This is a genomic window from Rhodococcus sp. YH1 (assembly GCF_009939605.1).
GTDB lineage: Bacteria > Actinomycetota > Actinomycetes > Mycobacteriales > Mycobacteriaceae > Rhodococcus > Rhodococcus aetherivorans.
Window position 1 is genome coordinate 1 of sequence record NZ_WVTE01000221.1, and the last position, 25,062, is coordinate 25,062.

Below are 25,062 nucleotides of genomic sequence, written 5' to 3' on the forward strand. Positions count from 1 at the left end.
GCGCGCCTGGCCGGCCGCGCCACCCGCGAGGCCGGCCGCCCGCGTGGGCTGGTGCTGGCTCCCACCCGCGAGCTGGCCACGCAGATCGCCGCGGTCGTCGAGCCCCTCGCGCGGGTCGCCGGGCTGCGGGTGACCACCATCTTCGGCGGAGTGTCGCAGAACCGGCAGGTCGACGCGCTGCGCCGCGGCGTGGACATCGTGATCGCCTGCCCGGGCCGCCTCGAGGACCTGATGCGGCAGAAGTTCGTCACGCTCGACGCGGTGGAGATCACCGTGCTCGACGAGGCGGACCACATGGCCGATCTCGGCTTCCTGCCCGGCGTGACGCGCATCATGAACGCGACCCCCAAGGACGGTCAGCGCCTGCTGTTCTCGGCCACGCTGGACAACGGCGTCGACAAGCTCGTCAAGCGGTTCCTGCGCAACGAGGTGCTGCACTCGGTCGACGAGGCGCACTCCCCGGTGGCGGCGATGACCCATCACGTGTTCGACGTCGACAACGCCGACACGAAGAAGGACCTCGTGCGGACCCTGGCGTCCGGTACGGGCCGGCGAATCCTGTTCATGCGCACCAAGCATCAGGCCCGCAAGCTCGCCCGTCAGCTCACCGAGTCCGGCATCCCGGCGGTCGATCTGCACGGCAACCTGTCGCAGAACGCGCGCGACCGCAACCTCGCGGCGTTCTCCTCCGGTGAGGCGCGTGTGCTCGTGGCCACCGACGTCGCGGCCCGCGGCGTCCACGTCGACGACGTGGAACTGGTGGTGCACGTCGACCCGCCGGCCGAGCACAAGGCGTACCTGCACCGTTCGGGCCGTACGGCCCGCGCCGGGAGCACCGGCGACGTCGTGACCGTGGTGCTGCCCGAGCAGCGCAAGGATCTGGCCGTCATCATGCGCAAGGCCGCGATCAAGGTCACTCCGGTGCGGGTGACGGCGAAGTCGGAGCACGTGCTGGACCTGGTCGGCGAGATCGCCCCGCACGTGAGCCCGTCGGTCAAGCAGGCCGCACCGGCCCCGTCCGGCGGTGGATCGCGACGGCCGGCCCGGCGCAGCGGCAGCGGGGCCGCTCAGCGCGGCGCCCGGCAGCACGGCGGCGGGGCCGCCCGGCAGCACGGCGGCGGGGCCGCCCGGCAGCAGGGCGCGTCGCGGCAGGAGCAGCCGGCGGCCCGGCAGGAACGCGCCGGCCAGGCCGGGGGGCGCCGGCGTCGCCCGAATCACACGTCGGCGACCGCCGCACGGTAGGTAGGTCCCCGCTTCCGGACCCGCTCAGCGCGGGGTGAACCGGTGCACGGCCAGCATCGCGTCTGCCGGCACCGGTTCGGTCGGGACACATTCGGCGAGCCGGGCGCGTACCGCCTCGGGGTCCAGATCGGCGCCGATCACGACGAGCCGGGTGGTGGCAGGGACGTCGCCCGTGCGCCGGACGGGGTCGAAGCGGATGTGGTCGCCGACGGTGTGCAGCAGGTAGGTGCGCGTGCGTCCCCCGGCGACGACGTGGACGTACCCCTTGATGCGGAACACCCCGGCCGGCTGGTCCTCGAGGAAGTCGACGAGGGCACGCGGGTGCAGCGGGACGGGGGACTCGAAGTCGACGGCTTCGTAGCCGTCGTGCAGGTGCGTGTGGTCGCCGTCCTCGTCGTGTTCCTCGTACAGCAACCGGTCGAGGCTGAGTTGTTCGCCGGGTTGCGGCTCGGGGCGTTCGGGGATGTCGAACAGCAACGCCGGGTCGATGCGCCCGTGCACGGTGGACACGATCGCGGCGCGGTCGTTGAGGCGGCACAGCAGTTCGAGCAACTCGTCGTGGGCGTCGCCGTCGATGCGGTCGGTCTTGTTGAGCAGCACGAGGTCCGCGAGCGCGACGTGCTGATCGAGTTCGGGATGCCGGTCCCGGACGGTGCCGAACTCGGCGGCATCGACGACGAGGACGAGACCGCCGTAACCCACGTATTCGTTGCCCGAGCCGACGACGAGCCGGATCATGTTGCGCGGCTCGGCGAGTCCGCTGGCTTCGACGACGATGACGTCGATGCCGGAGGTACGGTGCGCGAGCCGGTCGAGCATCGCGTCCATGTCGGCGACGTCGACGGCGCAGCACAGGCAGCCGTTGCTCAGCGAGACCATGGAGTCGACCTGCCCGGCGACCATCATCGAGTCGATGTTGACCGAGCCGAAGTCGTTGACGATCACGCCGATTCGCGCGCCGCGGTTGTTGCGCAGCAGGTGATTGAGCAGGGTGGTCTTCCCGGAGCCCAGGAATCCTGCGACGATCACCACGGGGATCCGCTTGTTCGCCATGAGGCGAGCCTAGCGGTGCGTCCCGCCGGCCGGTCCGGGACGGGACGCACCACGGGCCTCGTCAGTTGCCCCGGCGGATCCATTCCTCGAGATGCGGGGACTCGGTGCCGATCGTCGTGCCGTCGCCGTGACCGGTGTGCACCTTCGTCTCGGCGGGCAGGGCGAACAGCTTGTCGCGGATCGAGCCGATGATGGTCGGGAAGTCCGAGTACGAGCGTCCCGTCGCACCGGGACCGCCGGAGAACAGGGTGTCGCCGGTGAACAGCTCGCCCGCCTCCGGCAGGTACAGGCACGTCGAGCCGGGCGAGTGCCCGGGGGTGTGGATGACCTGGATGTCGGTGCCCGCCACCGTGATCCGATCCCCGTCCGCGAGCGGCCGGTGCGCGACACCGGGGTGGGTCATCTCCCACAGCACGTCGTCGGCGGGGTTGAGCAGGATCGGGGCGTCGAGCTTGTCGGCCAGCTCGGGGGCGACGGTGACGTGGTCGTTGTGCCCGTGCGTGCACACGATCGCCACCACCTTCCGGCCACCGACGGCGTCGATGATCGGCTGCGCGGTGTGCGCGGCATCGATCACGACCACCTCGTCGTCGTCGCCGACGAGCCAGATGTTGTTGTCGACCTCCCACTCGCCGCCGTCGAGGGCGAAGGTGCCGTGGGTGACGACCCGATCGATACGCAGAGTCACAGGACCACCACCGAGCGCAGCACCTCGCCGCGGTGCATGGTCTCGAACGCCTTCTCCACCTGGTCGAGGGCGATGCGCTCGGTGACGAACTTCTCGAGCGGCAGCCGGCCCTGCTGGTAGAGGTCGACGAGCATGGGGAAGTCCCGCTCGGGCAGGCAGTCGCCGTACCAGGACGACTTGAGGGACCCGCCGCGGGAGAAGAAGTCGATCAGCGGCATCTCGAGGGTCATCTCCGGGGTGGGCACCCCGACGAGGACGACGGTGCCGGCCAGGTCGCGGGCGTAGAACGCCTGCTTCCACGTCTCCGGGCGGCCGACCGCGTCGATGACCACGTCGGCGCCGAAGCCGCCGGTCAGCTCCTGGATCGCCTCGACCGCATCGACCTCGGCCCCGTTGATGGTGTGGGTAGCCCCGAGGTCGGTGGCCCACTCGAGCTTCCTCGGGTCCCGGTCGACCGCGATGATCTTGTTGGCGCCGGCGAGGCGGGCGCCCATGATCGCGGCGTCGCCCACGCCGCCGCAGCCGATCACCGCGACGGAGTCGCCGCGGGTCACCCCGCCGGTGTTCACCGCGGCACCGAGGCCGGCCATCACCCCGCAGCCGAGCAGGCCGACGACGGCCGGGTCGGCGCTGGGGTCGACCTTGGTGCACTGCCCTGCGTGCACGAGGGTCTTGTCGGCGAACGCGCCGATGCCCAGGGCCGGGGTCAGCTCGGTGCCGTCCTCGAGGGTCATCTTCTGCGTGGCGTTGTGGGTGTCGAAGCAGTACTGCGGGCGGCCGCGCTTGCAGGCGCGGCACTGCCCGCACACGGCCCGCCAGTTGAGGACGACGAAGTCCCCGACGGCGACCGAGTCGACGCCCGCACCGACGGACTCGACGACACCGGCGGCCTCGTGCCCGAGCAGGAACGGGAACTCGTCGTTGATGCCGCCCTCCCGGTAGTGCAGGTCGGTGTGGCACACGCCGCACGCGGCGATCGCAACGACGACCTCTCCCGGCCCCGGGTCGGGGATGACGATCGGCACGACCTCGACGGGAGCGCCCTTCGCGCGGGCGACGACGCCCCGGACCTGCTGTGGCATGACGGTGTCTCCTTCTTCTCGTGCGGTGCTCGCGCGACGTCGGCGACGTATCGCGGTATGCGCACACGCTATCGGCGGCGCGGCACCCCGGTACCTGATCGAAGGAGTGGATCGACCTGACCGAAAGACCAGTCCCCCACTTTCGACCCCGAAATGCCGAAGTTTCGTTGATCGAGTACGGAAGTCCGACTAAGCTTCGGTATGACCGCCCTCACAGGGCGCAGCGTCCAGGCGAGGCGACCCCTCGCAGGCCCGAGGAGTGCAATGTCGATCGCCAACACGGTGACCCTCCCCCACCCCCGCAGCGAAAGCTGGGACTGGCAGCTGCACGCGGCGTGCCGGGGCCACGAGTCGTCGGCCTTCTTCCATCCCGAGGGGGAACGTGGCCGCGCACGCGAACTGCGCGAGTACCGTGCCAAGCTCGTCTGCGCCCGGTGTCCGGTTCTCGAGCGCTGCCGCACCCACGCACTGGAAGTCGGTGAGCCGTACGGCATCTGGGGTGGCATGTCGGAGTCCGAGCGCCGCTCGCGCCGCGCCGCCGTGGATCGGTCGGCCCGGTGGGGCATGCTGGGGCGCTGACGCGACCCGCCTGCGCCGCGACGCGGCGCAGGCGCCGACCAGGGAGGCACGAATGGACTCACCCGGCCACCCCGGCCCGCCGATTCTCGTCGTCATGGGGGTGTCCGGCTCCGGCAAATCGACCGTCGCGGCACTCGTCGCCGAGGCCACCGGATGGGACCTGCTCGAGGGCGACGACCTGCATCCGCGTGCCAACGTGGAGAAGATGGCCGCCGGCCGGCCGCTCAGCGACGCGGACCGGGCGCCGTGGCTCGCGGCAGTCGGCGCGTGGATCCGGGACCACACCGGCCGGGGCAGGCCGGGGGTGGTGACGTGCTCGGCGCTGCGCCGCCGCTACCGGGACGACCTCGCCGGCGAGAACGTGGTCTTCGTGCACCTGGCGGGCACGCGCGAGCAGATCCGGGAACGGCTCCGCACGCGGCGCGGCCACTACATGCCGGCCGACCTGCTGGACTCGCAGTTCGACACGTTCGAGCCGCTCGAACCCGACGAGGCGGCGATCGTCGTCGGCATCGACGCCGAGCCCGCCGACGTCGCCGCCGAGATCGTGGCGCGGGCGGCCGAGTGGACGCGCGGGACGGACGTCAGCCCGCGGCCTTGATCCCCGCCTCGGCGCCGAGCGCGGCCGCCTCGCCGCGGGTGCTCACCCCGAGCTTGCGGAGCACCGAGGCCACGTGGAACTTGACCGTCGACTCGCTGACACCGAGCCGCTCGGCGATCACCCGGTTCCGCCGGCCCGCGACGAGGTGCTCGAGCACCTCCACCTCGCGTGGCGCGAGGGCCGCCAGCGCCTCGAGTGCGGGGCTGCCGGCCACGGGTGCGGGCATGTCGAGCGGTAGCCGGGCCGCGACCCGGCAGCCCCAGCCGGGCGTGGACTCGGCCTCCACGGTGCCGCCGAGGGTTTCGGCCCGGTCCCGTAGCTGCCGCGCGAGGTCGGCGGCGTCGGCCTCGCCGTCACCGTCGTCCCGGATGTCGATCAGCAGGTCGGTTCCGTCGCAGTTCCAGGCGACCCGGACGCGGCCGAGGTTCGCCTGCGCGGACATCGCGAGGACCGCGCCGCGGGCGAGGGCCCGGGCCGCATGCGCGACCTCGCCCGGCAGCGCCCGCCCGTCCACCGGCGGGGCGACCATCTCGAGGACCACCTCGCGGTGCCGGAGCAGACCGCGCAGTTCACCGTGCAGCCTAGCGAAGGCGGTGGTCACCGCCTCCTCGGCGAGTTCGCGGTGCCGGTCGACGGCCGAGCGCAGCCCGATGAGGGCATTGGTGGCGGTTTCGCGTGCGGTGATGCGGGCCCGGGTGTCGTCGAGGTCCCTCGACCGCAGCGTCGCGAGGATCGACTCGAGCGTCATCGCATGGGCCTCGGTGAGCTCGGCAACGGTCCGTGCGCGTTCGGAGGAGGCGGCGCGGGATTCGGCGAGGTACGCCGGGCTGGCGTTGCGGACCTGCAGCTGGATGCCGGTGGCCACCACGGCGAACAGGGCCCGGACCAGCTCGAGGGGAATCGAGCCGGTGCGGGCACCGCCCGGGACGAGCACGAGCAGCGTGTCGGTGGCGTCGAGGATCGCCCACACGTCGCGGTCCCGGCCCGCGATCCGGGCCGGGCCGCGACGGATCTGCCCGGTCGCGAGTTCGCTTCGGACGCGGTCGAGTTCGGCGATGGTCACGCGGTCGACGATCGCCGGGTCGCCGGCCACCTTGCGGGGCCGGCCGGTGCATTCCCGCGTGAAGATCACCAGGGCGGTGTGCGGGACCAGGTCGGTGAGCAGCGCCGAGAAGCGCTGGCCGATCTCGGTGAGCGGCCCGACCAGTACGTCCCGCAGATTCGTGATCAGCGTGTCGGGGGCCGGGATCGGGGTGTTCACTCCGGTCACGATAGCGCGCGCGGCCCGGCGACCGGCCCCGCCGATCAGTGTGTGGCCACCGAGGCGGGTGTGTCGGCGGACCGGGCGTCGGCGGTGTGCGCCTCGAACCGCAGCCGTCCCACGGCGACGGCGGCGAGCACGAGGGCGCCGGCGACGAGCAGGTAGAGCTGGGTGGGCGACCAGTGCAGGTCGAGCAGCGCACCGGCGACGATCGGCGAGGCGATGGCCCCGAGCCGGCCGACGCCGATGCCCCAGCCGACGCCGGTCGCCCGCACCGACGGCGCATACACCGAGGGCGTGATCGCGTACAGGCCCGCGATGCACCCGTTGACGAACACGCCGATGAGGGCGCCGAGGGCGAACGCGACGACCACCGCGACGGTGGCGGGGACGAAGACCACGAGCAGAGCGCCGGCGATCACCATGTACGACGCCAGGACCCGCTTCAGCGCGAATCGCGCGGACAGCGCGCCGAGCAGCGTTGCGCCGAAGATGCCGCCGAGGTTCAGCAGCACGCCCCCGGTGATGCCCTGGTCGGCCGACAGGCCCGCTTCGACGAGCAGCTTCGGCGTCCAGCTCGTCACGAAGTAGAAGGCGAACATGGTCAGGAAGAACGCGGCCCAGACGAGCAGCGTCGAGCGACGCTGCCGCGGTGCGAGGAGGCTGCCGACCCTGACGCCGGACCGCGGCCCGGAATCGTCGGCCTGTCGCGGCGCGGGCAGCGCGGCGAGCGGCTGGTGCCCGGCGCGGACCGCGAACGCGTTGATGCGGGCGAGGGCGTGGGCGGGCCGCCGGGCGAGCAGGAAGTCGAGGGATTCGGGCAGGCGGAGGTACACGACCGGGATGATCACCGCGGTGCAGACGCCGCCGAACAGGAAGACGGATCGCCATCCGTAGGAGTTCTGCAGCACGACGGCGATGATGCCGCCGACGGTGGCGCCGACGGCGTAGCCGGTGGAGTTCAGGCTCACCGCCAGCGCGCGCCACCGGTTGGAGGCGTACTCGCTGGCGATGACGTTGCTGCTGGCGAGGATTCCCCCGATGCCGACGCCGGTGAGGGCGCGCAGCAGCCCCAGCTGCAGGGCGCTCTGGCTGACCGCGGAGGCAAGCATGCCGATCGACGCGATCCCCAGGCAGAGCAGGATCATGCCGCGGCGGCCGATCGTGTCGGCCCACGGCGCGAGGAACAGCGAGCCCGCGGCCATGCCGAACAGGCCTGCGCTGAGCAGCAGGCCGAGCGCCGAACCGGACAGGCCCCACTCCTGGGACACCGACTGGGCGGTGAAGGCCATGACGAGCACGTCGAAGCCGTCGAGGACGTTGAGCAGCACGCAGATCGCCACCGCGCCCCATTGGAAGCGCGTCATCGGGCTGGTGTCGATGCGTTCACGTAGATCGATTGCCATGTATCGGGCCCCTGTTCGAAGGATGTGAGGCGAGTCACCTGCGAGGAGCGTGATGGATCGGATCACAACGAATCCACCCTCCTTCCGGATACCGGAAGGGCGCCGCCCGACTTTCCGCCATCCGGAAGTCGGGTGGCGCCCGTCACGTGCCGCCCGTCACGGTGGAGGCATCCGCCGGTCGCTCGGACCGGAACCATCCCCGTGGAGACGAGACAACCATGACGAAGATCGCCCGGAACCAGTGGTATGTGGCCGCCTACGGCCGCGAGATCGACCGGGAACTGTTCGCCCGGACCATCTGCGACGAGCCGATCCTGTTCTGGCGCACCGAATCCGGTGAGGTCACCGCAATGTCGGACCGGTGCGTGCACCGCCGCTTCCCGCTCTCGCAGGCGCCGAGCCGCCTCGCGGGCGACACGGTCGTATGCGGCTACCACGGCTTCACCTACGGGTCCGACGGCGGCTGCGTGGCCGTGCCGGGCCAGAAGCGGGTGCCCCGCACCGCGCGACTGAAGTCGTACCCGGTGGTCGAGCAGGACTCGTTCGTGTGGATCTGGATCGCCGACCCGGACCGTCCGGCCGGGCCCGATCCGACCCGCATCCCCCGGGCGCCGTGGCTCGACGCGCCCGGCTACGCCGTGGCCTCGGGCATGGAGCCGCTGCGGGCGCGCTACAGCCTGCTCGTCGACAACCTGATGGACCTCTCCCACGAGACGTACCTGCACGGCGGCTACATCGGCACCCCCGAGGTGGCCGAGACCCCCATCACCACCGAGGTCGACGACGAGGCCGGGATCGTCTACGTCTCCCGGCACATCGCCGACGCGGAATGCCCGCCCTTCTACGCCGAATCGACCGGCCTCGAGGGCCGCATCACCCGGTGGCAGGACATCGAGTACCACCCGCCGTGCCTGTACCTGCTGCACAGCCGGATCGCGCCCGTCGGCGTGCTGCCGCCCGAGACCGGACCCGACAGCGACGCGTTCCACGTCGAGGTGGTCTACGCGATCACCCCGGAGACCGAACACTCCACTCACGATTTCTGGTCGGTGGCAAGGGATTTTGCGCTCGAGGACGAGAAGGTCACCGAGTTCCTGCGCGAGAACAACCGCACCGTCGTGCTGCAGGACGTCGTCGCGCTCGACCGGCTCGAACAGGTGCTCGCCACCGAACCAGAGGGGTACCAGGAACTGAGCATCAACATCGACGCCGGCGCTCTGGCCGCGCGGCGGATCCTGCAGGCGATGACGGCGGGCGGCACCCTCGCCGAGACGAGGTAACCGATGTCCTCGCAACCGAACCGGATGCTGCGCGGGCCCAACGTGATGCGCGTCGTGTGGCTGCCCGGCTCCGACCGCCTCGAGGGAACGTGCCATTGCGGTGCCCGGCACGTCGCCGAGGATCCCGTCACGCTGTGGGACTGGCTGCTCGCTCATCCCGTCGGCCACGCCGACGCCCTCCCCCGGCCGCCCGAACCGACCCGCGAAGTCGCTCACGCGTAAGGACCCGACCATGACATTTCCGGAAAACAACTCCCCGGCAAACGAATTCGGCACCGACCTCGAAATCGTCGAGCGGACGGAACCCGCGGACGGCGTCGTCGCGTTGCGCCTGCGGCACCCGGACGGCGGGCCCCTGCCGCCGTGGAGTCCCGGCGCGCACATCGATCTCGTGCTCGACGAGGACCTCGTCCGTCAGTACTCGCTGTGCGGCGACCCGGCCGACACCGGGACGTGGCGCATCGCCGTCCTGCGCGAGGCCGACGGCCGCGGCGGCTCGCAGTACGTGCACGACAAACTCGCCGTCGGTGACCGCGTCCGCGTTCACGGACCCCGCAACAACTTCGACCTCGCCCCGGCGCCGCGCTACCTCTTCCTCGCCGGCGGGATCGGGATCACCCCGATAGTGCCGATGATCGCCGCGGCCGAGGCGGCCGGCGCCGACTGGTCCCTCGTCTACGGCGGCCGCCGCCGCGCCTCGATGGCGTTCGCCGACGACCTCGTCACCCGCTACCCGGGCCGGGTCACCCTCGTGCCGCAGGACGAACGGGGCCCGCTCGATCTGCCGTCGCTGCTCGGGGACCCGCGTCCCGGCACCCTCGTCTACTGCTGCGGCCCCGCCGGGCTGCTCGACGCCGTCACCACCGCCTGCGCCGACCGGCCCGCCGGGTCGCTGCGGATCGAACGGTTCGCCGCGAAGGAACAGTCCGCTCCGGTGCGCTCGGACGGCTTCGAGGTGGAGCTGGCCCTGAGCGGTACCACCGTCACCGTCGCGCCCGACGAGAGCGTCCTGGACGCCGTCGCCGCCGCGGGTGTGCAGGTGCTCTCGTCCTGCCGCGAAGGTACCTGCGGCACCTGCGAGACCACCGTGCTCGCCGGCACGGTGGACCACCGGGACTCCCTGCTGACCCCCGAAGAACAGGCCGCGCACGACACCATGCTGATCTGCGTGTCCCGCGCCGCCTGCCCCCGCCTGGTTCTCGAACTCTGACTGCCCGAATCCCGAGGTGACCGCCGTGACCGTCGCAATGCACCCGCCCACCCTCGACGACGACCCGTTCGACGACGCCGTCCTGGCCGACCCGTACGAGTTCCACGCCCGGCTGCGCGCCGCCGGACCGGTGGTGTACCTGCCCCGATACGACGTGTACGCGACGGGCAGGTTCGAGGAGGTCCACGCCTGCCTCACCGACTGGCGCACCTTCGTCTCCGGACGAGGGGTCGGCCTCGCCGACTTCGCCCACGAGACGCCGTGGCGTACCCCGAGCCTGCTGCTCGAGGCCGACCCGCCGGACCACACGGTGGTGCGGGCGGCCATGGGGGCCGTCGTCTCGCCGCGCACCGTGCGCGCGCTACGCGCCGGGTTCGAGGCCGAGGCCGACGCCCTGGCCGACGCGCTCGTGGCCCGCGGTGAGTTCGACGCCGTCACCGATCTCGCCGAGGTGTTCCCCCTGCGGGTGTTCCCGGACGCGGTGGGGATCCGGGAGGACGGCCGCGAGCATCTGTTGCCGTACGGCGCCATGGCGTTCAACGCCTTCGGGCCCCGCAACGACCGCGTGGAGAAGGCACTCGCCGCGTCCGGGCCGACGCAGGAGTGGGTCGCGGAGTCGTGCCGGCGGGAGAATCTCGCGCCGGGCGGGTTCGGCGCGCAGATCTGGGCGGCCGCCGACCGTGGTGACATCACCGCCGAACAGGCGCCTATGCTCGTTCGATCCCTGCTCACCGCCGGCGTGGACACCACCGTTCACGGCATCGCCAACACCGTCTACGCCATGACGCGGTTCCCCGGGCAGTGGCAGGCGCTGCACGCCCGGCCGGCGCTTTCGAAGTTCGCATTCGACGAGGCGCTGCGCTGGGAATCGCCCGTGCAGACCTTCTTCCGCACCACCTCCACCGACACCGAGGTGGCCGGCGTCCCCATCGGCGAGGGCCGCAAGGTCCTGCTGTTCCTCGGCGCCGCCAACCGCGACGAACGGCGATGGGGACCCGATGCGCACATCGTCGACATCCACCGCTCCGCCGGCGGACACGTCGCGTTCGGCATGGGCATCCACCAGTGCGTCGGTCAGCCGATCGCGCGGCTCGAGGCCGAGGTGCTGCTCACCGCGCTGGCACAGCGGATCCGGCGGATCGAACCGGCCGGGGATCCGGTGCCGCAACCGAACAACACGCTCAAGGGCTGGGCTAGCATTCCGCTCAGAGTCGAACCGGCCTGACCGGAGCAGTTCCCGAGGAAGGGGTGAGCACACCGTGACCCCCACCGGCGCCGCCCGCCCGGCCACCGGTTCCGTCACGGTACGCGCGCTCACCCTCCTGGAGGCGTTCACGCGCGAGCAACCCAACCTGACCCTGAGCGAGATTTCCCGGCGCACCGGCCTGCCGCTCACCACGGTGCACCGGCTCGCCGGGGATCTCACCGAGTGGGGCGCGCTGGAACGCGACTCGTCCGGCCGATTCAGCATCGGCCTCCGGCTGTGGCAGGTCGCGGCGCTCGCGCCGCGCGGCACGCTGCTGCGTGAGCTGGCGCTGCCCGTGATGGAGGACCTGTCGCAGATCACCCAGGAGAACGTGCAGCTCGGTGTGCGTGAGGGGACCGAAGTGGTGTTCGTCGAACGCCTGCGCGGTCAGCGGGCGGTGAAGACCCTCACCCGGGTCGGCAGCCCCTTTCCCATCCACGCGTCCGGCCTGGGACTCGTGCTGCTCGCGTTCGCACCGCGCTCCGTTCAGGAGGAGGTGCTGGCCCGGCCGCTGGAGCGGTTCACCGAACGCACCCTCACCTCCCCCGCCGAGCTGCGCCGGGTCCTGGCCGAGGTACGCCGCTCCGAGATCGCGGTGAGCGACCGGCAGGTGACGATGGAGGCGGTCTCCGTGGCCGCACCGATCTTCGAGCGGCCCGGCGTCGCGATCGCGGCGCTGTCGATCGTCGCCGCCGCGGACACCGCGCAGGTCACCGCACTGTCCCAACTGGTCCGCACCGCGGCCCGCGCGATCGGCCGCTCCCTGCGGCCCGGCGGATTGACGAGCAGCGATGGGTGAACCGGCCCGCACCGTGCCGCGGCTGCTGCTCGACAGGGTGGCCCGCACGCCCTACGCGGAGGCATTCCGGCACCCCAGCGGCGACGACTGGACGAGCGTGTCGTGGACCGAGGTGGCCGGCCGGGTCACCGCCCTCGCCGCCGGGTTGATCGGCCGTGGAATTCGCCCGGGCGCGCACGTCGCCGTCTGCGCCGCCACCAGCTACGAGTGGATCCTCGCCGACCTCGCGATCGTGTGCGCCGGGGCGGTCACCGTGCCGGTCTATCCCGCCACCCCGCCGACAGAGGTGGTGGCACTGCTCCGGCACTCGGGCAGCGTGCTGACCTTCACCGACCGGCCGCTGCCCACCGCGCCGGTGCTGCACCTGGACCGGCTCGGCGAACTCGAGGCCGAGGGCCGACGGCTCCTGGCCGCCGATCCCGGAGCGGTCGCGGCCCGCATCGCGGGCGTGACGCCCGACCACCTGGCCACCCTGATCTACACCTCCGCCTCCGACGGCACCGCCAAGGGCGCGTGCCTGCCGCACGCCGCCGTCACCTACGAGGCCCGGGCCATGGCCCGCCTGGGCATGCTCACGCCCTCGGACCTGCAACTGCTGTGGCTGCCGCTCTCCCACGTCTTCGGACGTGCGCTGCTGTTCGTGGGCGTGCACCTGGGCGTGCCGACGATCGTCGACGGCCGTGCCGATCGGGTCGTGCAGCGCCTCGGCGAGGTCCGGCCGACATTCCTCGGGTCCGTTCCCCACGTGCTGGGCAAGATCCGCGCCGGCGTGGAGTCCGGTGCCGCGGATCTGGGCCGGTTGCGGTTCGTGATCTCCGGCTCGGCGCGGCTCGACCGTCCGCTGGCCGAGTGGTTCGAAGGGGCCGGCGTGCCGGCACTCGAGGGATACGGCCTCACCGAGACCGCGGGTCCGTGCTGCGTCAACCGCCCGGACAGCCGGCGCCTCGGTTCCATGGGCCGGCCGCTGCCCGGCACGCAGGTGCGCATCGCCGCCGACGGGGAACTGCTCGTCCGCAGCCCCGCCGTCATGTCCGGATACCACGACGACGCCGAGCGCACCGCCGCGGTCCTCGACCGCGACGGGTGGTTCCACACCGGCGATCGCGCCGTCGTCGACGACGACGGTTTCGTCACCCTGCGCGCCCGCAAGAAGGAGGTGTTCAAGACCTCCACCGGCAAGTACGTCGCGCCGGTCGCCGTCGCACGCCGGTTCCGGGCACTGTTGCCCGGCGCGGACCTCGTCGTGGTGGGCGAGCACCGCCCCTACTGCGTAGGACTGGTGGTCCCCACCTCGGGCCGGGCGATCCCCCCGGCCGAGGCCGCGGCCGCCGTCGCCCGGCTCAATGCGGAGCTCGGCCGCTGGGAACGCATCCGCCGGTTCACCGTGCTGCCCGCACCGCTGCCGCCCACGGAGGTCGACGCGCACGGACGCCCGCTGCGGGAGCGGGTGCTCGCGCGCTGCGCCGAGGTGGTGCGCCGGCTGTACGAGGGTTGATCAGGGGCGGTAGCCCGGCTCGGTGCGACCGGCGTCCCAGGTGCGATCGGCGTCCCAGGTGGACACCGCCCAGATCACCACCACGTCGATCGCGATGATCGCGAGCGACCATCCCGGGTAGTAGGGCAACCACAGGAAGTTCGCGATGATCGACAGCGCCGCGATGACGATCGCGGCGACGCGCGCCCACGTGGCTCCCGTGACGAGAGCGAGACCGATCACGGCCACGAGGATGCCCAGGATCAGATGCACCCAGCCCCACGCCGAGACGCTCCAGGAGAAGGTGTACTCCTGGCCGACCACGATGATGTCGTCCTTGGCGATCGCGGCGATGCCCTGCAGAACCTGCAGGACGCCGACCGTCGCGAGCAGGATGCCGGCCGCGATCGACGTGCCCGCGGCGAAGCCCTGCTTCAGGCCGGACCCCGTTGCAGGTCCACTGTCGTGGCGGACCGCGGCGGGGCCGCCGGCCTCGTGGGCACCACCACCGTGGCGCGCGGACGCACCCGCCGCTGCCGTGGAACCGGCACCGGCCGTGGCACCTGCACCAGCCGTCGAACCTGTGCCGGCCGTCGAACCTGCACCGGCCGTGGCACCCGCACCGGTTGGAGAACCCGGGGTAACGCTCGAACCTTCGGACACGACAGCTCACCTCTCCCGTTTTCGAAGCGATCCTTCACAGTGTGCGCCGCCGGACGAGAGCGTGGAGCAGGTTCCGAGGGTGAAAAATGTCGGCATTGCCCGGACAAGGGGGCCGCCGCGGTGGGAGAAGGATCCGGAGAGTGCCGGAGGGAGTGGAGCTAAGGGGACTCGAACCCCTGACCCCCACACTGCCAGTGTGGTGCGCTACCAGCTGCGCCATAGCCCCGTGCAGAACAACCGTGCCACCCGCGGTGGCCTCTCACGACGAGAGGCGAGAGTATTCACTCTCGCCTCTCGCGGTGATGGTGGAGCTAAGGGGACTCGAACCCCTGACCCCCACACTGCCAGTGTGGTGCGCTACCAGCTGCGCCATAGCCCCGTACTCGGATCGTCACCCGGGATTCACTCCCCGGTGCGAGAAGAAAATTACACCATCGCCGTCGACGACAACAAATCGCCTGGTCAGTGGCGACGGTGCGGGCGACGGTGGTCGAACGGCCGACCACCGTCGCCGCCGCCTCAGCCGAGTTCGGCCACCCAGTTGTCGTTGCCGAGGGCGTCGATCACCGTGCCGTTGTGCACCACCGCGGGGGTGCCGGACGCGCCCGCCGCCGCGAGCGCCTGCCGTCCCGCCTCCGCGTCGACGGCGGCCTGCTCCACGCGCGCGCCGTCGGCGACGCACTGCGCCGCCTCGTCGGACGCCCCGGCGTCCCGCGCCATCTGTGCCAGCTCGGCGTTGGTGAGGTCGCTGTCGCTCCGCTCGGCGGGCTGGTTCTCCGGCGAGAGCAACGCGGCGTGGAACGCGGAGAACGCCGTCGCATCACCGGTCTGCGCGACGCACTGGCCGGCCGCGACCGCGCGGGTCGAGTAGTCGCCGCTCGCGGAGAGCTGATCGAGGAACGCGAGCATGTGGTACCGCACGGCGACGTCGCCGGCGTCGACCGCCTGCGCGAGTTCCTGGCCGTGCTTGTGCTCGAGCTCGGCGCAGTACGGACACAGCGGATCCTCGAACAGGTCGATCGTGGTCGCGGCGTCGGGAAGACCGAGCACGATGACACCGTCGTCCTGCAGCTCCACCTGCACCGCGGTGTTCTGCACCGTCCCGTAGCCCTCGTTGCGCGCCTTGCCCCGGTTCGACTGCCACAACACCCCCCCGATGACCAGCACCGCGATGACCAGGACCGCGATGCCGCCGAGGATGAAGGTGGACTTGCTCGACGTCGGCTCCGGCGTGTACTTGACCGGTTTGACCTTCTTCGCGCTCACGGAATCTGCCCTTCGCTGCTCGGGGATCGATGCGGGATCACTCTGCCATCGCGGGCTGAGTGCGTGCTGAGAGCCTCGCCCGTGAGCCGAGACCGAGCGCGAACGGACTGCGCGGGAACACCGTCAACCACCCGGCCAGGGCGAGGAAGCCGAGGTCTCGTGCGATCTCCCCGGCGTAGTCCCAGCCGTTCACGTCCGCCGCTCCACCGCCGCCGAAGCATCCGCAGTCGATGGACAGGCCACGGGCCCAGACCGAGGCGATCACCGCGATCAAGGTCAGCAGCGCAGCCGCGCCCACGACCGCTGCGGCGCGCACCGCGAGTCCGATCAGCAGCAGCAGGCCGAGCACGAGTTCGAGGATCGGCAGGCCGGCCGCAACGGGCCGTACGAGCGCCTCGGGCAACAACTGGTATGCGCGGACGGCCACGACGGTCTGTGACGGATCGGCGAACTTGATCCATCCGGAGATCAGCCACACGGCAGCGAGACCGAGCCGGGCGATCAGGCTGAACAGGGGAATCCACACCCCTTCGACAGTACCGACGACTGGGGTCAGATCTCCGTGGCTTCGGTCACTGTAGGTTTCCGGGCGGGCCGCGGCGCCAGCGCCCAGGGCACGGCGACGAGCAGCATGACGGCGCCGGTCACGGCGAAGGCGGCCCCGTACGACACCTGCTGAGCCAGGATTCCGGCGGCGACCGGTCCGATCACCGCCCCCACATCCGCGGTCATCTGGAACGTCGCCAGCACCGGGCCCCCGCGCGCCCTGCTGCCGACCACGTCGGCGACGGACGCCTGCTGGGCCGGGTTCATCAGGCCGGACCCGACGCCGGCCAGCAGCGACGTCGCGAAGAACAGCGCGAGGTTCGTGGTGAGGCCCATCGCGATCGTGCTGGTCCCGCACACCACCAGCCCCAGCAGGACGAACGGGCGGCGGCCGAACCGGTCGGACAACCGCCCGGAGACCATCAGGACCAGGGCATTGCCCACGGCGAACACCGTCAGTGCCACCCCGGCGAGGCCGGCATCGCGCCCGAGGACCTCCACGACGAACAGCGGCACCATCGCCACCCGCACGCCGAAGACGACCCAGCCGTTGGCGAAGTTCGACCCGAGCGCGGCCCGGTACACCGGCGACCGCAGAGCCTCCCGCAGCCGCATCACCGGCATGGCGCCGCCGGAGTCCGGCACGGCAAGCGCGGAGTGACGCAGGCTCACGAACACGACCGCCGCCGCGACGAGCAGCGCCACCGCATAGATGAGGAACGGTGCCCGCAGGCCCAGCCCGACCAGGGCGCCCCCGGCGAGGGGGCCACCGATGTTGCCGAGCAGGAAGCTCGTCGCGTAGAGCCCCGACACCCGGCCCCGCGCGTTCGGCGGCGAGATGCGAATCAGCAACCCGAGCGCCGAGACGGTGAACATGGTGGAGCCGATGCCGCCGAGCGCCCGGAACAGCAGCAGCTGCCAGTAGTCCGTCGCGAAGGCGCAGGCGCCGGTGGACAGCGCCACGATGAGCACACCGGCGGTGTACACCGGCCGCTCCCCCAGCCGCTGCACGAGGTTTCCGCTCGCGGGGGCGAACAGCAGGCGCATCGCCGCGAACGCCGAGATGACGACGGACGCCGCGGTGACCCCCACCCCGAAGCTGCGCGCGAACTGCGGCAGCGCGGGTGCGACGAGACCGAAACCGAGGGCGATGACGAAGGCCGCGCTGACCAGGACCCAGATCTCCCGCGGCAGGGCGGCGTCGCGTGTTCGCATGATGGCCTGATGTTAGCGACGCGCACGACCGGGAGGGCGGGCGCGTCCCGCCGGTGCGGGCTCAGCCGAGGACGTGGGACACCAGGTCCCGCGCCGCGTCCTGGACGCGGGCGAGATGCTCCGGGCCGAGGAACGATTCGGCGTAGATCTTGTACACGTCCTCGGTGCCGGAGGGCCGGGCCGCGAACCACGCGTTCTCCGTCGTGACCTTCAGGCCCCCGAGCGCGGCACCGTTGCCCGGCGCGGCGGTGAGGGTCGCGGTGATCGGCTCGCCGGCGAGTTCGGTGGCGTCGACCTGGTCGGGCGAGAGCTTCGCCAGGACGGCCTTCTGCTCGCGCGTCGCGGGCGCGTCGACCCGGGCGTACGACGGGTCGCCGTAGCGCTCGGCGAGCTCGGCGTAGCGCCGGGAGGGGGTCGTGCCGGTCACGGCGGTGATCTCGGACGCGAGCAGGGCCAGCAGGATGCCGTCCTTGTCGGTGGTCCACACCGAGCCGTCGCGCCGCAGGAAGGAGGCGCCGGCGCTCTCCTCTCCACCGAAGCCGAGGCTGCCGTCGAGCAGGCCGGGAACGAACCACTTGAAGCCCACCGGCACCTCGAGCAGACCCCGGCCCAGGCCCGCGGCCACGCGGTCGATCATCGACGAGCTCACGAGGGTCTTGCCGACCTTCGCCTCGGCCGACCATCCGGACCGGTGCCGGTACAGGTAGTCGATGGCGACCGCGAGGTAGTGGTTCGGGTTCATCAGCCCCCCGTCGGGGGTGACGATGCCGTGCCGGTCGGCGTCGGCGTCGTTGCCGGTCGCCAGGTCGTAGCGGTCGCGGGCGCCGATCAGCGACGCCATCGCGTTGGGCGACGAGCAGTCCATCCGGATCCTGCCGTCGGTGTCGAGGGTCATGAACCGCCAGGTGGCGTCGACGAGCGGGTTGACGACGGTCAGGTCCAGCCGGTGCCGCTCGGCGATCTCGCCCCAGTAGTCGACGCTGGCGCCGCCGAGCGGATCGGCGCCGACGCGCAACCCGGCGTCGCGGACGGCGTCGAGATCCACGACGTTCGGCAGGTCGTCGATGTAGGCGGCGAGGAAATCGTGCCGGCCGGCGTCGGCGAGCGCCCGGACGGCGGGCACCCGGCGCACCCCGTTCAGCCCCGCGGCGAGCAGTTCGTTGGCGCGCGCCGCGATCGCCGACGTCGCATCGGTGTCGGCGGGCCCGCCGTGCGGCGGGTTGTACTTGAAGCCGCCGTCGCGGGGTGGATTGTGCGACGGGGTGACGACGATGCCGTCGGCGCGGGCACCGGATCCAGCGCCGGCGTTGTGCCGCAGGATCGCGTGGCTCACGGCCGGGGTCGGCGTGTAGCGGTCGCGAGCGTCGATCACCACGTCGACGCCGTTGGCGGCGAGCACCTCGAGTGCGCTCGTCCACGCCGGCTCCGACAACGCGTGGGTGTCGCGGCCGAGGAACAGCGGACCGGTGATCTGCTGCGCCGCCCGGTACTCGACGATCGCCTGGGTGGTGGCGAGGATGTGCTGCTCGTTGAAGGCGCCGTCGAGGCTGGAACCGCGGTGACCGGAGGTGCCGAAGGCCACCTGCTGCATCGGATCCTGCGGGTCCGGCGTCACCGTGTAGTACGCGGTGACCAGGTGCGCGAGGTCCTCCAGATCCTCCGCCGCCGCCGGTTGTCCCGCTCGTTCGTGCGCCATGTGACCTCCTCGTCCACCCGACCTTGCCCTGCTCATCTTGCCCGCCCGGCGTGCCCGGCGCGCGCCGATCGCCGTCGTTCAGGACGTGAGGGCATACCCGGCCCAGGCCGCGGCCGTGCCGGCGAGCACGCTCACCGCCGCATACACCGTCGCGGTGACCGGGCGGCGCACCCGGACGAGACCGACCGTCTCGACGGCGAACGTCGAGTAGGTGGTCAGGCCCCCGCAGAACCCCGTGCCGAGCAGCGCGAACGTCGAGGGCGCGAGCGCAGCCCCGGACAGCACACCGAGCAGCAGGCAACCGAGGACGTTGACGGTCAGGGTCGCCACCGGGACGCTGCGGTAGGAGCGGACGTGCCGGCCGGCAAGATAGCGCAGGACCGCTCCGGCACCGCCGCCCAGGGCGACGAGCAGGACGGTCATCGGGCCGTCCGGTGCCGCCACGCCTCGCCGGCCGCCATGCCGGCGCGCGCCGCCGCGAGTGCCCCCACGAGCGTCACGGCCACATAGACGACGGCAGTCGCGGGGTGGCGGACCGCGTCGACGGCGAACGTGGAGAAGGTGGTGAACCCGCCGAGCACACCGACGCCGAGGAACAGGCGCCACAGCCGGTCGGGACCGAGCATTGCTGCGACGACGCCGAGCAGCAGCGAACCGGCGATGTTGATCGCCGCGATCGTCCAGATGCCGGGGAATTGCACGGACAGCGCGTATCGGGTGACGGCACCCACCGCGCCGCCCGCGGCGACGACGGCCGTCGGCTTGTACTCCATGCCGGTAACCGTAGAGGTCCGGCATATGCGAAGGACCCCGGCCGGGTGGCCGGGGTCCTTCGCGTTTCCGGTGGAGCTGCCGGGAATCGAACCCGGGTCCTCCGCCGCCTCGCCAGGGCTTCTCCGTGTGCAGTTCGCTATGTCTCTACTTGGATCTCCCGGTCCCGCGAACAAGCCGAGATGACGATCCCAGTCGCTGTTTGTTGTCCCGTCCGGCTCCGCGACCGAGCCGTACGGTGGAGCTCCCTAGTCGATGCCAGGATCCGGGGCGGGAGCACACCCGGTCTGACAGAGACGCACTCGCTTAGGCAGCGAGGGCGTACTCGCGCTGAGTAGACTCGGCGCTTATTGGTTTGCAGCGACGCTTACGGTGGTCTCTTGCCTGCACCGACACGCTTCCCCTAGCTCAACGTACGCAGTCGAAACCGTTCAGCCCCGTACGTACCTGCGGCCTTCGCAGGACTACCCACTCTAACGCGCGGACCCCCCTCCGTCATTCCCATTTCCACCGTGATGCGAATGACGTGGCTCACAGCCCTCAGGCGGCCGCGGTGATCATGCCGACGGCGGTGAGGGCGAGCACCATTCCGGTCATCTGGCCCCGCCCGATGCGCTCGCCCAGCACGACCATCGCCAGCAGCACGGTCGCCGCCGGGTACAGCGCGCCGATGACGCTCACCAGCGACAGCATGCCGCCCTGGAAGGCGAACATCAGCGCACCGTTGGCGATCACGTCCAGCACCGCGACCGCGATGATGTGCGGATAGACCCGGCTCGGCGGCCGGATCATCTGCCGCACGCCCAGGGCCACCGCCCACACGACGAGTGTCGCCGTGAGCCGGGACATGCCGAGGGGCCACAGGCCGGTGCCCTCGGGGACGCGGTGCAGCGCGACGAACATCAGCGCGAACGCGACTCCGGAGCCGACGGTCAGCCACGCCACGGTGGCGGTGAATCGGGGTTGCTCGTCCCCGGCGACGCCTTCCTTCGATTCGCGACTGACCAGCACGACGGCGACGAGGGCGATCGCGATGCCGGCGTAGGCGACCGGTCCGGGCCGCTCCCCCGTCGCGATCCCGACGAGCACCGGGATACCGGCCACGAGCACGGCGGTGAGCGGGGACACCACCGACATCGGGCCCGCGGCGAGCGCGAGATAGAACCACCAGATCGCGAGCCCGCCGGCGACACCGGCCGCCGCACCCCAGCCGAGGGACTCGGGGGTGAGGTCGCCGCCCACGAGCGGCGCGACGGCGAGCACCAGCAGCAGCGACAGCGGGTACGAGACGATCACGAACCGCAGCGCCGCCACCCGGCGGGACGCGACCCCGCCGAGGAAGTCGCTCACCCCGTAGCCGACCGCGGCCACCAGGGCGAGCACGATCGCCGTCAGCGCATGCCCTTCACCCGCCGGCCGAGCTCGCGGGTCACCTCGCGCTCGGCGGTGCGACGGGCCAGGTCCTGCCGCTTGTCGTAGTCCTGCTTGCCCTTGGCCAGCGCCAATTCGACCTTCACCTTGCCGTCGGAGAAATACATCGACAGCGGGACCAGGGTCTGGTTGCCCTCGCGGGTCTTGCCGACGAGGTTGTCGATCTCCCGGCGGTGCAGCAGCAGCTTGCGGGTGCGCCGGGGCGCGTGGTTGGTCCACGTGCCGTGCCCGTACTCGGGGATGTGCAGCCCGCGCAGCCACACCTCGCCGTCGTCGACGGTGGCGAACGCGTCGACGAGCGACGCCTTGCCCTCGCGCAGGCTCTTGACCTCGGTGCCCAGGAGCGCGACTCCGGCCTCGTACGTGTCGAGAATGGTGTAGTTGTGCCGTGCCTTGCGATTCGTGGCGATGACCTTGCGGCCCTTTTCCTTCACTTTCGGGCCCCTCCGGTCCTCGATGCGTCCGACAGATCTGTGTACAGCATAGGTAGCGGACGCAACGAGATATTCCCGCGCACCGACGCGCGGCTATTCACGCACGTACAGGCGCAGGGTGACGTAGGCGGTCAGGGCCGCCATGCCGACGCCCACCAGCACCAGGATCGGCGAGACCAGCAGCACGTCGCTGTTGGAGATGCGGGCGACGATGTTGGCCTCGTAGACCTCCGAGAGCACCTCGTCGACGAAGGCGCCCTTCGCGACGAACAACCCCGCGATCGCCAGCGCCGCGCCGATCACGGCCGCCACGACGGCCTCGAGCAGGAACGGCAGCTGGGTGTACCAGCGGGTGGCGCCGACCAGCCGCATGATGCCCACCTCGGTGCGGCGGGTGAACGCGGCGATCTGCACCATGTTCGCGATGAGCAGGATCGCAGCGACCGCCTGGACCGTGGCGATCGCGAATGCGGCGTTGCGGACGCCGCCCAGCACGCTGAACAGCCGCTCGACGAGGTCCTTCTGATTGAGCACGCTGTCGACGCCGGGACGGACGGCGAACTGGTCCTCGATCACCCCGAAGCGGTCGGGATCCGAGAGCTTGATCTTGAACGAGGCCGGGAAGCTCTCGGCGCTGACGAGCTCGGCGAGCTCCGGCTGGTCCTTGAAGACCCGCTCGGTCGCGTCGGCGACGGCGTCCTCGCGGTTGAGGTACTGCACCGACACCACCGCCGGGGTGTTCTCGAGGTCCGAGCGCAGGGTGCGGCAGATGTCCTGTTCGCAGTCGGGGTCGAGGGTCGAGATGTCGTCGGTGAGGAACACCTGCACCTCGACCCGGTCGAGGAAGATCTGCTGCGTCTTGTCGGCCATCTGCACGACGAGCAGACCCGCGCCGAACAGGCCGAGGGAGATCGCGGTGGTCAGGATCATCGCGACGGTCATGGTCAGGTTGCGGCGCAGGCCGGTGACGACCTCGCTCAGGATGAAGCTGGCACGCATGGAGTGTCGAAGTCCTTCGGTTGCCGGAGGGGCGAGAGCGATGGGAGCGGGAGAGCGCGGTCAGCGACCGACGCCGTAGACGCCGCGCGCCTCGTCGCGCACGACCCGACCGAGATCGAGCTCGACCACGCGGCGCCGCATGGAGTCGACGATGTGGTGGTCATGGGTGGCCATGAGCACGGTGGTGCCCGTGCGGTTGATGCGCTCGAGCAGCATCATGATGTCCTGGCTGGTGTCCGGGTCGAGATTGCCGGTCGGTTCGTCGGCCATGAGCACCAGGGGCCGGTTCACGAAGGCCCGGGCGATCGCGACGCGCTGCTGTTCGCCGCCGGACAGTTCGGTGGGCAGGCGGTCGGCCTTGCCGGACAGGCCGACGAGGTCGAGCACCTCGGGCACGGTGCGAGCGACGACCGAGCGGGGCTTGCCGATCACCTCGAGCGCGAACGCGACGTTCTCGGCCACCGTCTTGCGCTGCAGCAGCCGGAAGTCCTGGAATACGCAGCCGAGGTTCTGCCGCAACCTGGGCACCCGGCGCGCCGACAGGCGGTTGACGTGGAAGTCCGCCACGTGGATGTCACCGGAGGTGGGCGTGTCGTCACGCAGGAGCAGCCGCAGGAAGGTCGACTTCCCGGAACCGGACGGGCCGATGAGGAAGACGAACTCGCCCTTGTCGATCTCGACGCTCACCTTGTCGAGGGCGGGCCGGGTCGACGTCTTGTACGACTTGGACACATTCTCCAGGCGGATCACGCCGCCATGCTAGCCGTTATCGGACGGTGACCTAAGGAACCGACTCGCCGGTAGGTTCGGCGGGGGACGAATCGCCGAGGCCGGGAATCGGAATCTCGGGCAGCCGCAGGCCGGGCTGAGTCGTCGTGGTCGTCGGGGCCGGGGCCTCGGGAACGGTGCGCGAACCCGCTCCGCCGGGCGTGGATCCGGTCCCGGTCGGCGCCGGCGTGGTCGTCGTCGGGGTCGGCTCCGTACTGGTCGGCGTGGGGCTCGGTTCGGCGGTGGTGGGCTCGGGCACGTACGGCACGTACGGCGTCTCGCTGACGACCACCGCGCCCGGCGGCGCCGTCGCCGTGCCCTGTTCCTCCTCCGGGTTGAGGTACAGGTAGAGCACCCACAGCCCCAGCCACACGAGGCACAGGGCCAGGGTGGCGGTACGCAGCCGGCCGCCGAAGACGTGGTCCGGGATGTGGAACCTGCGAGGCTCGCTCACCGCACCGCCTCGATCCCGTGGATCGGGGTGGACGTGTCGAGCTGTGGATGGACGGTGAGGCCCTGCCGGCGCAACGCGAGCGCGACCCGCACGCGCAGTTCCCGTCCCACCTGGAACTGCTTCCCGGGCAGGGTGCGCGCGACCATGCGAACGCTGACCTGGTCGACCTCGAGGCTCTCGACGCCCATCACGGTGGGCTCGTCGAGCAGCAGTTCCTTCAGCTTCTCGTCCTCGAAGGCATTGACGCCGACCTCGTGCAGGATGTCGTTGACCTCCGCGATGTCGGCCGTGACCGGGATCGGCACGTCGACGACCGCACGGGCCCAGTCCTTGGAGAGGTTGACGGCCTTGTTGATCTGCCCGTTGGGCACGGTGATGACCTCGCCGGCGGCGTTGCGCAGCTTGGTGACGCGCAGGGTGACGTCCTCGACCGTGCCGACGGCGTCGGCGGAGGCCCCGGTGACCGAGATCTGGACCGTGTCACCGAACCCGTACTGCCGTTCGGTGATGATGAAGAATCCCGCGAGAATGTCCTGGACGATGCGCTGGGCGCCGAAGCCGAGCGCCGCGCCGAGGACGGTCGCGGGGGCCACCAGGCTGCCGATGGGCAGCGCGAGGTAGTCGAACACCTTCAGGGTGGCGACGATGTAGACGAACGTGATGACCACCCAGGTGATCACCTGCGCCACCGAGTGCCGGTGTTTCGTCACCTCCGAGCGCACCAGCGCGTCGGACTGCTGATACGTCTCGTCGATGCGGCGGGTGATGCGGCCGCCGGTCCAGCTGACGAACCGCGCGACGAGCACAGCGCCGAGCACGGTCAGGGCGATCTGCAGACCGCTGGTCGACAGCCAGTCGAGGAGCCTGGTACCGGGAAACAGGGTGGATCCTCCGTAGC

27 protein-coding genes, 2 tRNA genes and 1 other RNA gene are annotated in these 25,062 nt (G+C 71.3%); 9 read left to right on the top strand and 21 right to left on the bottom strand.

What is annotated here, in order from left to right:
* Positions 1–1,242, top strand: a 1,242-nt coding sequence (locus tag AIIKEEIJ_RS17850) for a DEAD/DEAH box helicase (RefSeq protein ID WP_161996275.1), incomplete at its 5' end; no start/stop codon positions are given.
* 24 nt (positions 1,243–1,266) lie between these two features.
* On the opposite strand, the gene AIIKEEIJ_RS17855 is transcribed toward AIIKEEIJ_RS17850, so the two are convergent.
* The 3 genes from AIIKEEIJ_RS17855 to AIIKEEIJ_RS17865 all read right to left on the bottom strand — a co-directional run bounded on the left by AIIKEEIJ_RS17855 (position 1,267) and on the right by AIIKEEIJ_RS17865 (position 4,065).
* Positions 1,267–2,295 carry a CobW family GTP-binding protein gene (locus AIIKEEIJ_RS17855; protein WP_044476173.1) on the bottom strand — a complete coding sequence of 343 codons (1,029 nt, stop codon included), beginning with the start codon at positions 2,293–2,295 and terminating at the stop codon, positions 1,267–1,269.
* Between the two features lie 61 nt (positions 2,296–2,356).
* The gene (locus AIIKEEIJ_RS17860) at positions 2,357–2,983 is read right to left on the bottom strand and encodes an MBL fold metallo-hydrolase (protein ID WP_029544506.1); all 627 of its coding nucleotides are present in this window, start codon (positions 2,981–2,983) and stop codon (positions 2,357–2,359) included.
* Positions 2,980–4,065 (bottom strand): S-(hydroxymethyl)mycothiol dehydrogenase, encoded by a 1,086-nt coding sequence (locus tag AIIKEEIJ_RS17865; protein WP_006940578.1) that lies wholly within the window; start codon positions 4,063–4,065, stop codon positions 2,980–2,982. Before AIIKEEIJ_RS17865 ends, AIIKEEIJ_RS17860 begins: the two co-directional genes overlap by 4 nt.
* A gap of 264 nt (positions 4,066–4,329) precedes the next feature.
* Here AIIKEEIJ_RS17865 and AIIKEEIJ_RS17870 point away from each other — a divergent pair, with 264 nt between their 5' ends.
* Together AIIKEEIJ_RS17870 and AIIKEEIJ_RS17875 are read left to right on the top strand one after the other, a co-directional pair.
* Positions 4,330–4,644, top strand: a complete 315-nt coding sequence (locus AIIKEEIJ_RS17870; protein WP_065922424.1) for a WhiB family transcriptional regulator — start codon at positions 4,330–4,332, stop codon at positions 4,642–4,644.
* 52 nt (positions 4,645–4,696) lie between these two features.
* Positions 4,697–5,245, top strand: coding sequence for a gluconokinase (locus tag AIIKEEIJ_RS17875; RefSeq protein ID WP_006940581.1), 549 nt, complete (start codon positions 4,697–4,699; stop codon positions 5,243–5,245).
* On the opposite strand, the gene AIIKEEIJ_RS17880 is transcribed toward AIIKEEIJ_RS17875, so the two are convergent.
* Both AIIKEEIJ_RS17880 and AIIKEEIJ_RS17885 read right to left on the bottom strand, forming a co-directional pair.
* Positions 5,229–6,506, bottom strand: coding sequence for a LuxR C-terminal-related transcriptional regulator (locus AIIKEEIJ_RS17880; protein WP_161996276.1), 1,278 nt, complete (start codon positions 6,504–6,506; stop codon positions 5,229–5,231). The genes AIIKEEIJ_RS17875 and AIIKEEIJ_RS17880 overlap by 17 nt on opposite strands.
* A gap of 44 nt (positions 6,507–6,550) precedes the next feature.
* Complete coding sequence (locus tag AIIKEEIJ_RS17885) at positions 6,551–7,912, bottom strand: MFS transporter (protein ID WP_065922423.1); 1,362 nt, start codon at positions 7,910–7,912, stop codon at positions 6,551–6,553.
* Between the two features lie 218 nt (positions 7,913–8,130).
* Here AIIKEEIJ_RS17885 and AIIKEEIJ_RS17890 point away from each other — a divergent pair, with 218 nt between their 5' ends.
* The 6 genes from AIIKEEIJ_RS17890 to AIIKEEIJ_RS17915 are packed head-to-tail and all read left to right on the top strand — an operon-like array spanning position 8,131 to position 13,942.
* Complete coding sequence (locus tag AIIKEEIJ_RS17890; protein WP_161996277.1) at positions 8,131–9,192, top strand: Rieske 2Fe-2S domain-containing protein; 1,062 nt, start codon at positions 8,131–8,133, stop codon at positions 9,190–9,192.
* A 3-nt stretch (positions 9,193–9,195) separates the two neighbouring features.
* Positions 9,196–9,414: a hypothetical protein gene (locus tag AIIKEEIJ_RS17895; RefSeq protein ID WP_006940590.1), complete on the top strand. Its 219-nt coding sequence runs from the start codon at positions 9,196–9,198 to the stop codon at positions 9,412–9,414.
* Between the two features lie 10 nt (positions 9,415–9,424).
* Positions 9,425–10,402 (top strand): PDR/VanB family oxidoreductase, encoded by a 978-nt coding sequence (locus AIIKEEIJ_RS17900; protein WP_102799085.1) that lies wholly within the window; start codon positions 9,425–9,427, stop codon positions 10,400–10,402.
* A gap of 25 nt (positions 10,403–10,427) precedes the next feature.
* Positions 10,428–11,627 carry a cytochrome P450 gene (locus AIIKEEIJ_RS17905; RefSeq protein ID WP_239010457.1) on the top strand — a complete coding sequence of 400 codons (1,200 nt, stop codon included), beginning with the start codon at positions 10,428–10,430 and terminating at the stop codon, positions 11,625–11,627.
* Positions 11,628–11,661: 34 nt separating this feature from the next.
* Positions 11,662–12,447, top strand: a complete 786-nt coding sequence (locus AIIKEEIJ_RS34065) for an IclR family transcriptional regulator (protein WP_050035440.1) — start codon at positions 11,662–11,664, stop codon at positions 12,445–12,447.
* On the top strand, positions 12,440–13,942 hold the full coding sequence (locus AIIKEEIJ_RS17915) for an AMP-dependent synthetase/ligase (protein WP_065922421.1): 1,503 nt from the start codon (positions 12,440–12,442) through the stop codon (positions 13,940–13,942). Before AIIKEEIJ_RS34065 ends, AIIKEEIJ_RS17915 begins: the two co-directional genes overlap by 8 nt.
* On the opposite strand, the gene AIIKEEIJ_RS17920 is transcribed toward AIIKEEIJ_RS17915, so the two are convergent.
* From AIIKEEIJ_RS17920 to AIIKEEIJ_RS17995, 16 genes are all read right to left on the bottom strand, one after another.
* Positions 13,943–14,359: a DUF7144 family membrane protein gene (locus AIIKEEIJ_RS17920; protein WP_029544516.1), complete on the bottom strand. Its 417-nt coding sequence runs from the start codon at positions 14,357–14,359 to the stop codon at positions 13,943–13,945. It lies immediately after the preceding gene.
* Positions 14,360–14,737: 378 nt separating this feature from the next.
* Positions 14,738–14,810: transfer RNA gene (locus AIIKEEIJ_RS17925), tRNA-Ala, on the bottom strand.
* A 77-nt stretch (positions 14,811–14,887) separates the two neighbouring features.
* Positions 14,888–14,963 (bottom strand) — tRNA-Ala (locus AIIKEEIJ_RS17930).
* A 140-nt stretch (positions 14,964–15,103) separates the two neighbouring features.
* On the bottom strand, positions 15,104–15,850 hold the full coding sequence (locus tag AIIKEEIJ_RS17935; protein WP_006940599.1) for a DsbA family protein: 747 nt from the start codon (positions 15,848–15,850) through the stop codon (positions 15,104–15,106).
* Positions 15,851–15,887: 37 nt separating this feature from the next.
* Positions 15,888–16,376 carry a MauE/DoxX family redox-associated membrane protein gene (locus AIIKEEIJ_RS17940; RefSeq protein WP_006940600.1) on the bottom strand — a complete coding sequence of 163 codons (489 nt, stop codon included), beginning with the start codon at positions 16,374–16,376 and terminating at the stop codon, positions 15,888–15,890.
* A gap of 26 nt (positions 16,377–16,402) precedes the next feature.
* Positions 16,403–17,611, bottom strand: coding sequence for an MFS transporter (locus AIIKEEIJ_RS17945; RefSeq protein WP_006940603.1), 1,209 nt, complete (start codon positions 17,609–17,611; stop codon positions 16,403–16,405).
* A gap of 61 nt (positions 17,612–17,672) precedes the next feature.
* Positions 17,673–19,307, bottom strand: coding sequence for a phosphoglucomutase (alpha-D-glucose-1,6-bisphosphate-dependent) (gene pgm, locus AIIKEEIJ_RS17950; RefSeq protein ID WP_029544519.1), 1,635 nt, complete (start codon positions 19,305–19,307; stop codon positions 17,673–17,675).
* A 78-nt stretch (positions 19,308–19,385) separates the two neighbouring features.
* Positions 19,386–19,730, bottom strand: a complete 345-nt coding sequence (crcB, locus tag AIIKEEIJ_RS17955; protein ID WP_006940607.1) for a fluoride efflux transporter CrcB — start codon at positions 19,728–19,730, stop codon at positions 19,386–19,388.
* Entirely contained in the window at positions 19,727–20,080 is a 354-nt protein-coding gene (locus tag AIIKEEIJ_RS17960) for a fluoride efflux transporter FluC (RefSeq protein WP_006940609.1), read from the bottom strand. The genes crcB and AIIKEEIJ_RS17960 overlap by 4 nt, the downstream gene beginning before the upstream one ends.
* A gap of 68 nt (positions 20,081–20,148) precedes the next feature.
* Positions 20,149–20,517: a transfer-messenger RNA gene (gene ssrA, locus AIIKEEIJ_RS17965) on the bottom strand.
* 101 nt (positions 20,518–20,618) lie between these two features.
* A complete protein-coding gene (locus tag AIIKEEIJ_RS17970) occupies positions 20,619–21,461 on the bottom strand; it encodes a DMT family transporter (protein WP_161996278.1) in 843 nt (280 codons plus the stop codon).
* 8 nt (positions 21,462–21,469) lie between these two features.
* On the bottom strand, positions 21,470–21,943 hold the full coding sequence (gene smpB, locus AIIKEEIJ_RS17975) for an SsrA-binding protein SmpB (protein WP_006940611.1): 474 nt from the start codon (positions 21,941–21,943) through the stop codon (positions 21,470–21,472).
* Positions 21,944–22,036: 93 nt separating this feature from the next.
* Positions 22,037–22,942 (bottom strand): permease-like cell division protein FtsX, encoded by a 906-nt coding sequence (gene ftsX / locus AIIKEEIJ_RS17980; RefSeq protein WP_006940612.1) that lies wholly within the window; start codon positions 22,940–22,942, stop codon positions 22,037–22,039.
* A gap of 60 nt (positions 22,943–23,002) precedes the next feature.
* Positions 23,003–23,692 (bottom strand): cell division ATP-binding protein FtsE, encoded by a 690-nt coding sequence (gene ftsE, locus AIIKEEIJ_RS17985; RefSeq protein WP_029544525.1) that lies wholly within the window; start codon positions 23,690–23,692, stop codon positions 23,003–23,005.
* 31 nt (positions 23,693–23,723) lie between these two features.
* Positions 23,724–24,164 carry a hypothetical protein gene (locus AIIKEEIJ_RS17990; protein ID WP_050035443.1) on the bottom strand — a complete coding sequence of 147 codons (441 nt, stop codon included), beginning with the start codon at positions 24,162–24,164 and terminating at the stop codon, positions 23,724–23,726.
* Complete coding sequence (locus tag AIIKEEIJ_RS17995; RefSeq protein WP_373566485.1) at positions 24,161–24,988, bottom strand: mechanosensitive ion channel family protein; 828 nt, start codon at positions 24,986–24,988, stop codon at positions 24,161–24,163. The genes AIIKEEIJ_RS17990 and AIIKEEIJ_RS17995 overlap by 4 nt, the downstream gene beginning before the upstream one ends.
* Positions 24,989–25,062 lie beyond the last annotated feature (74 nt).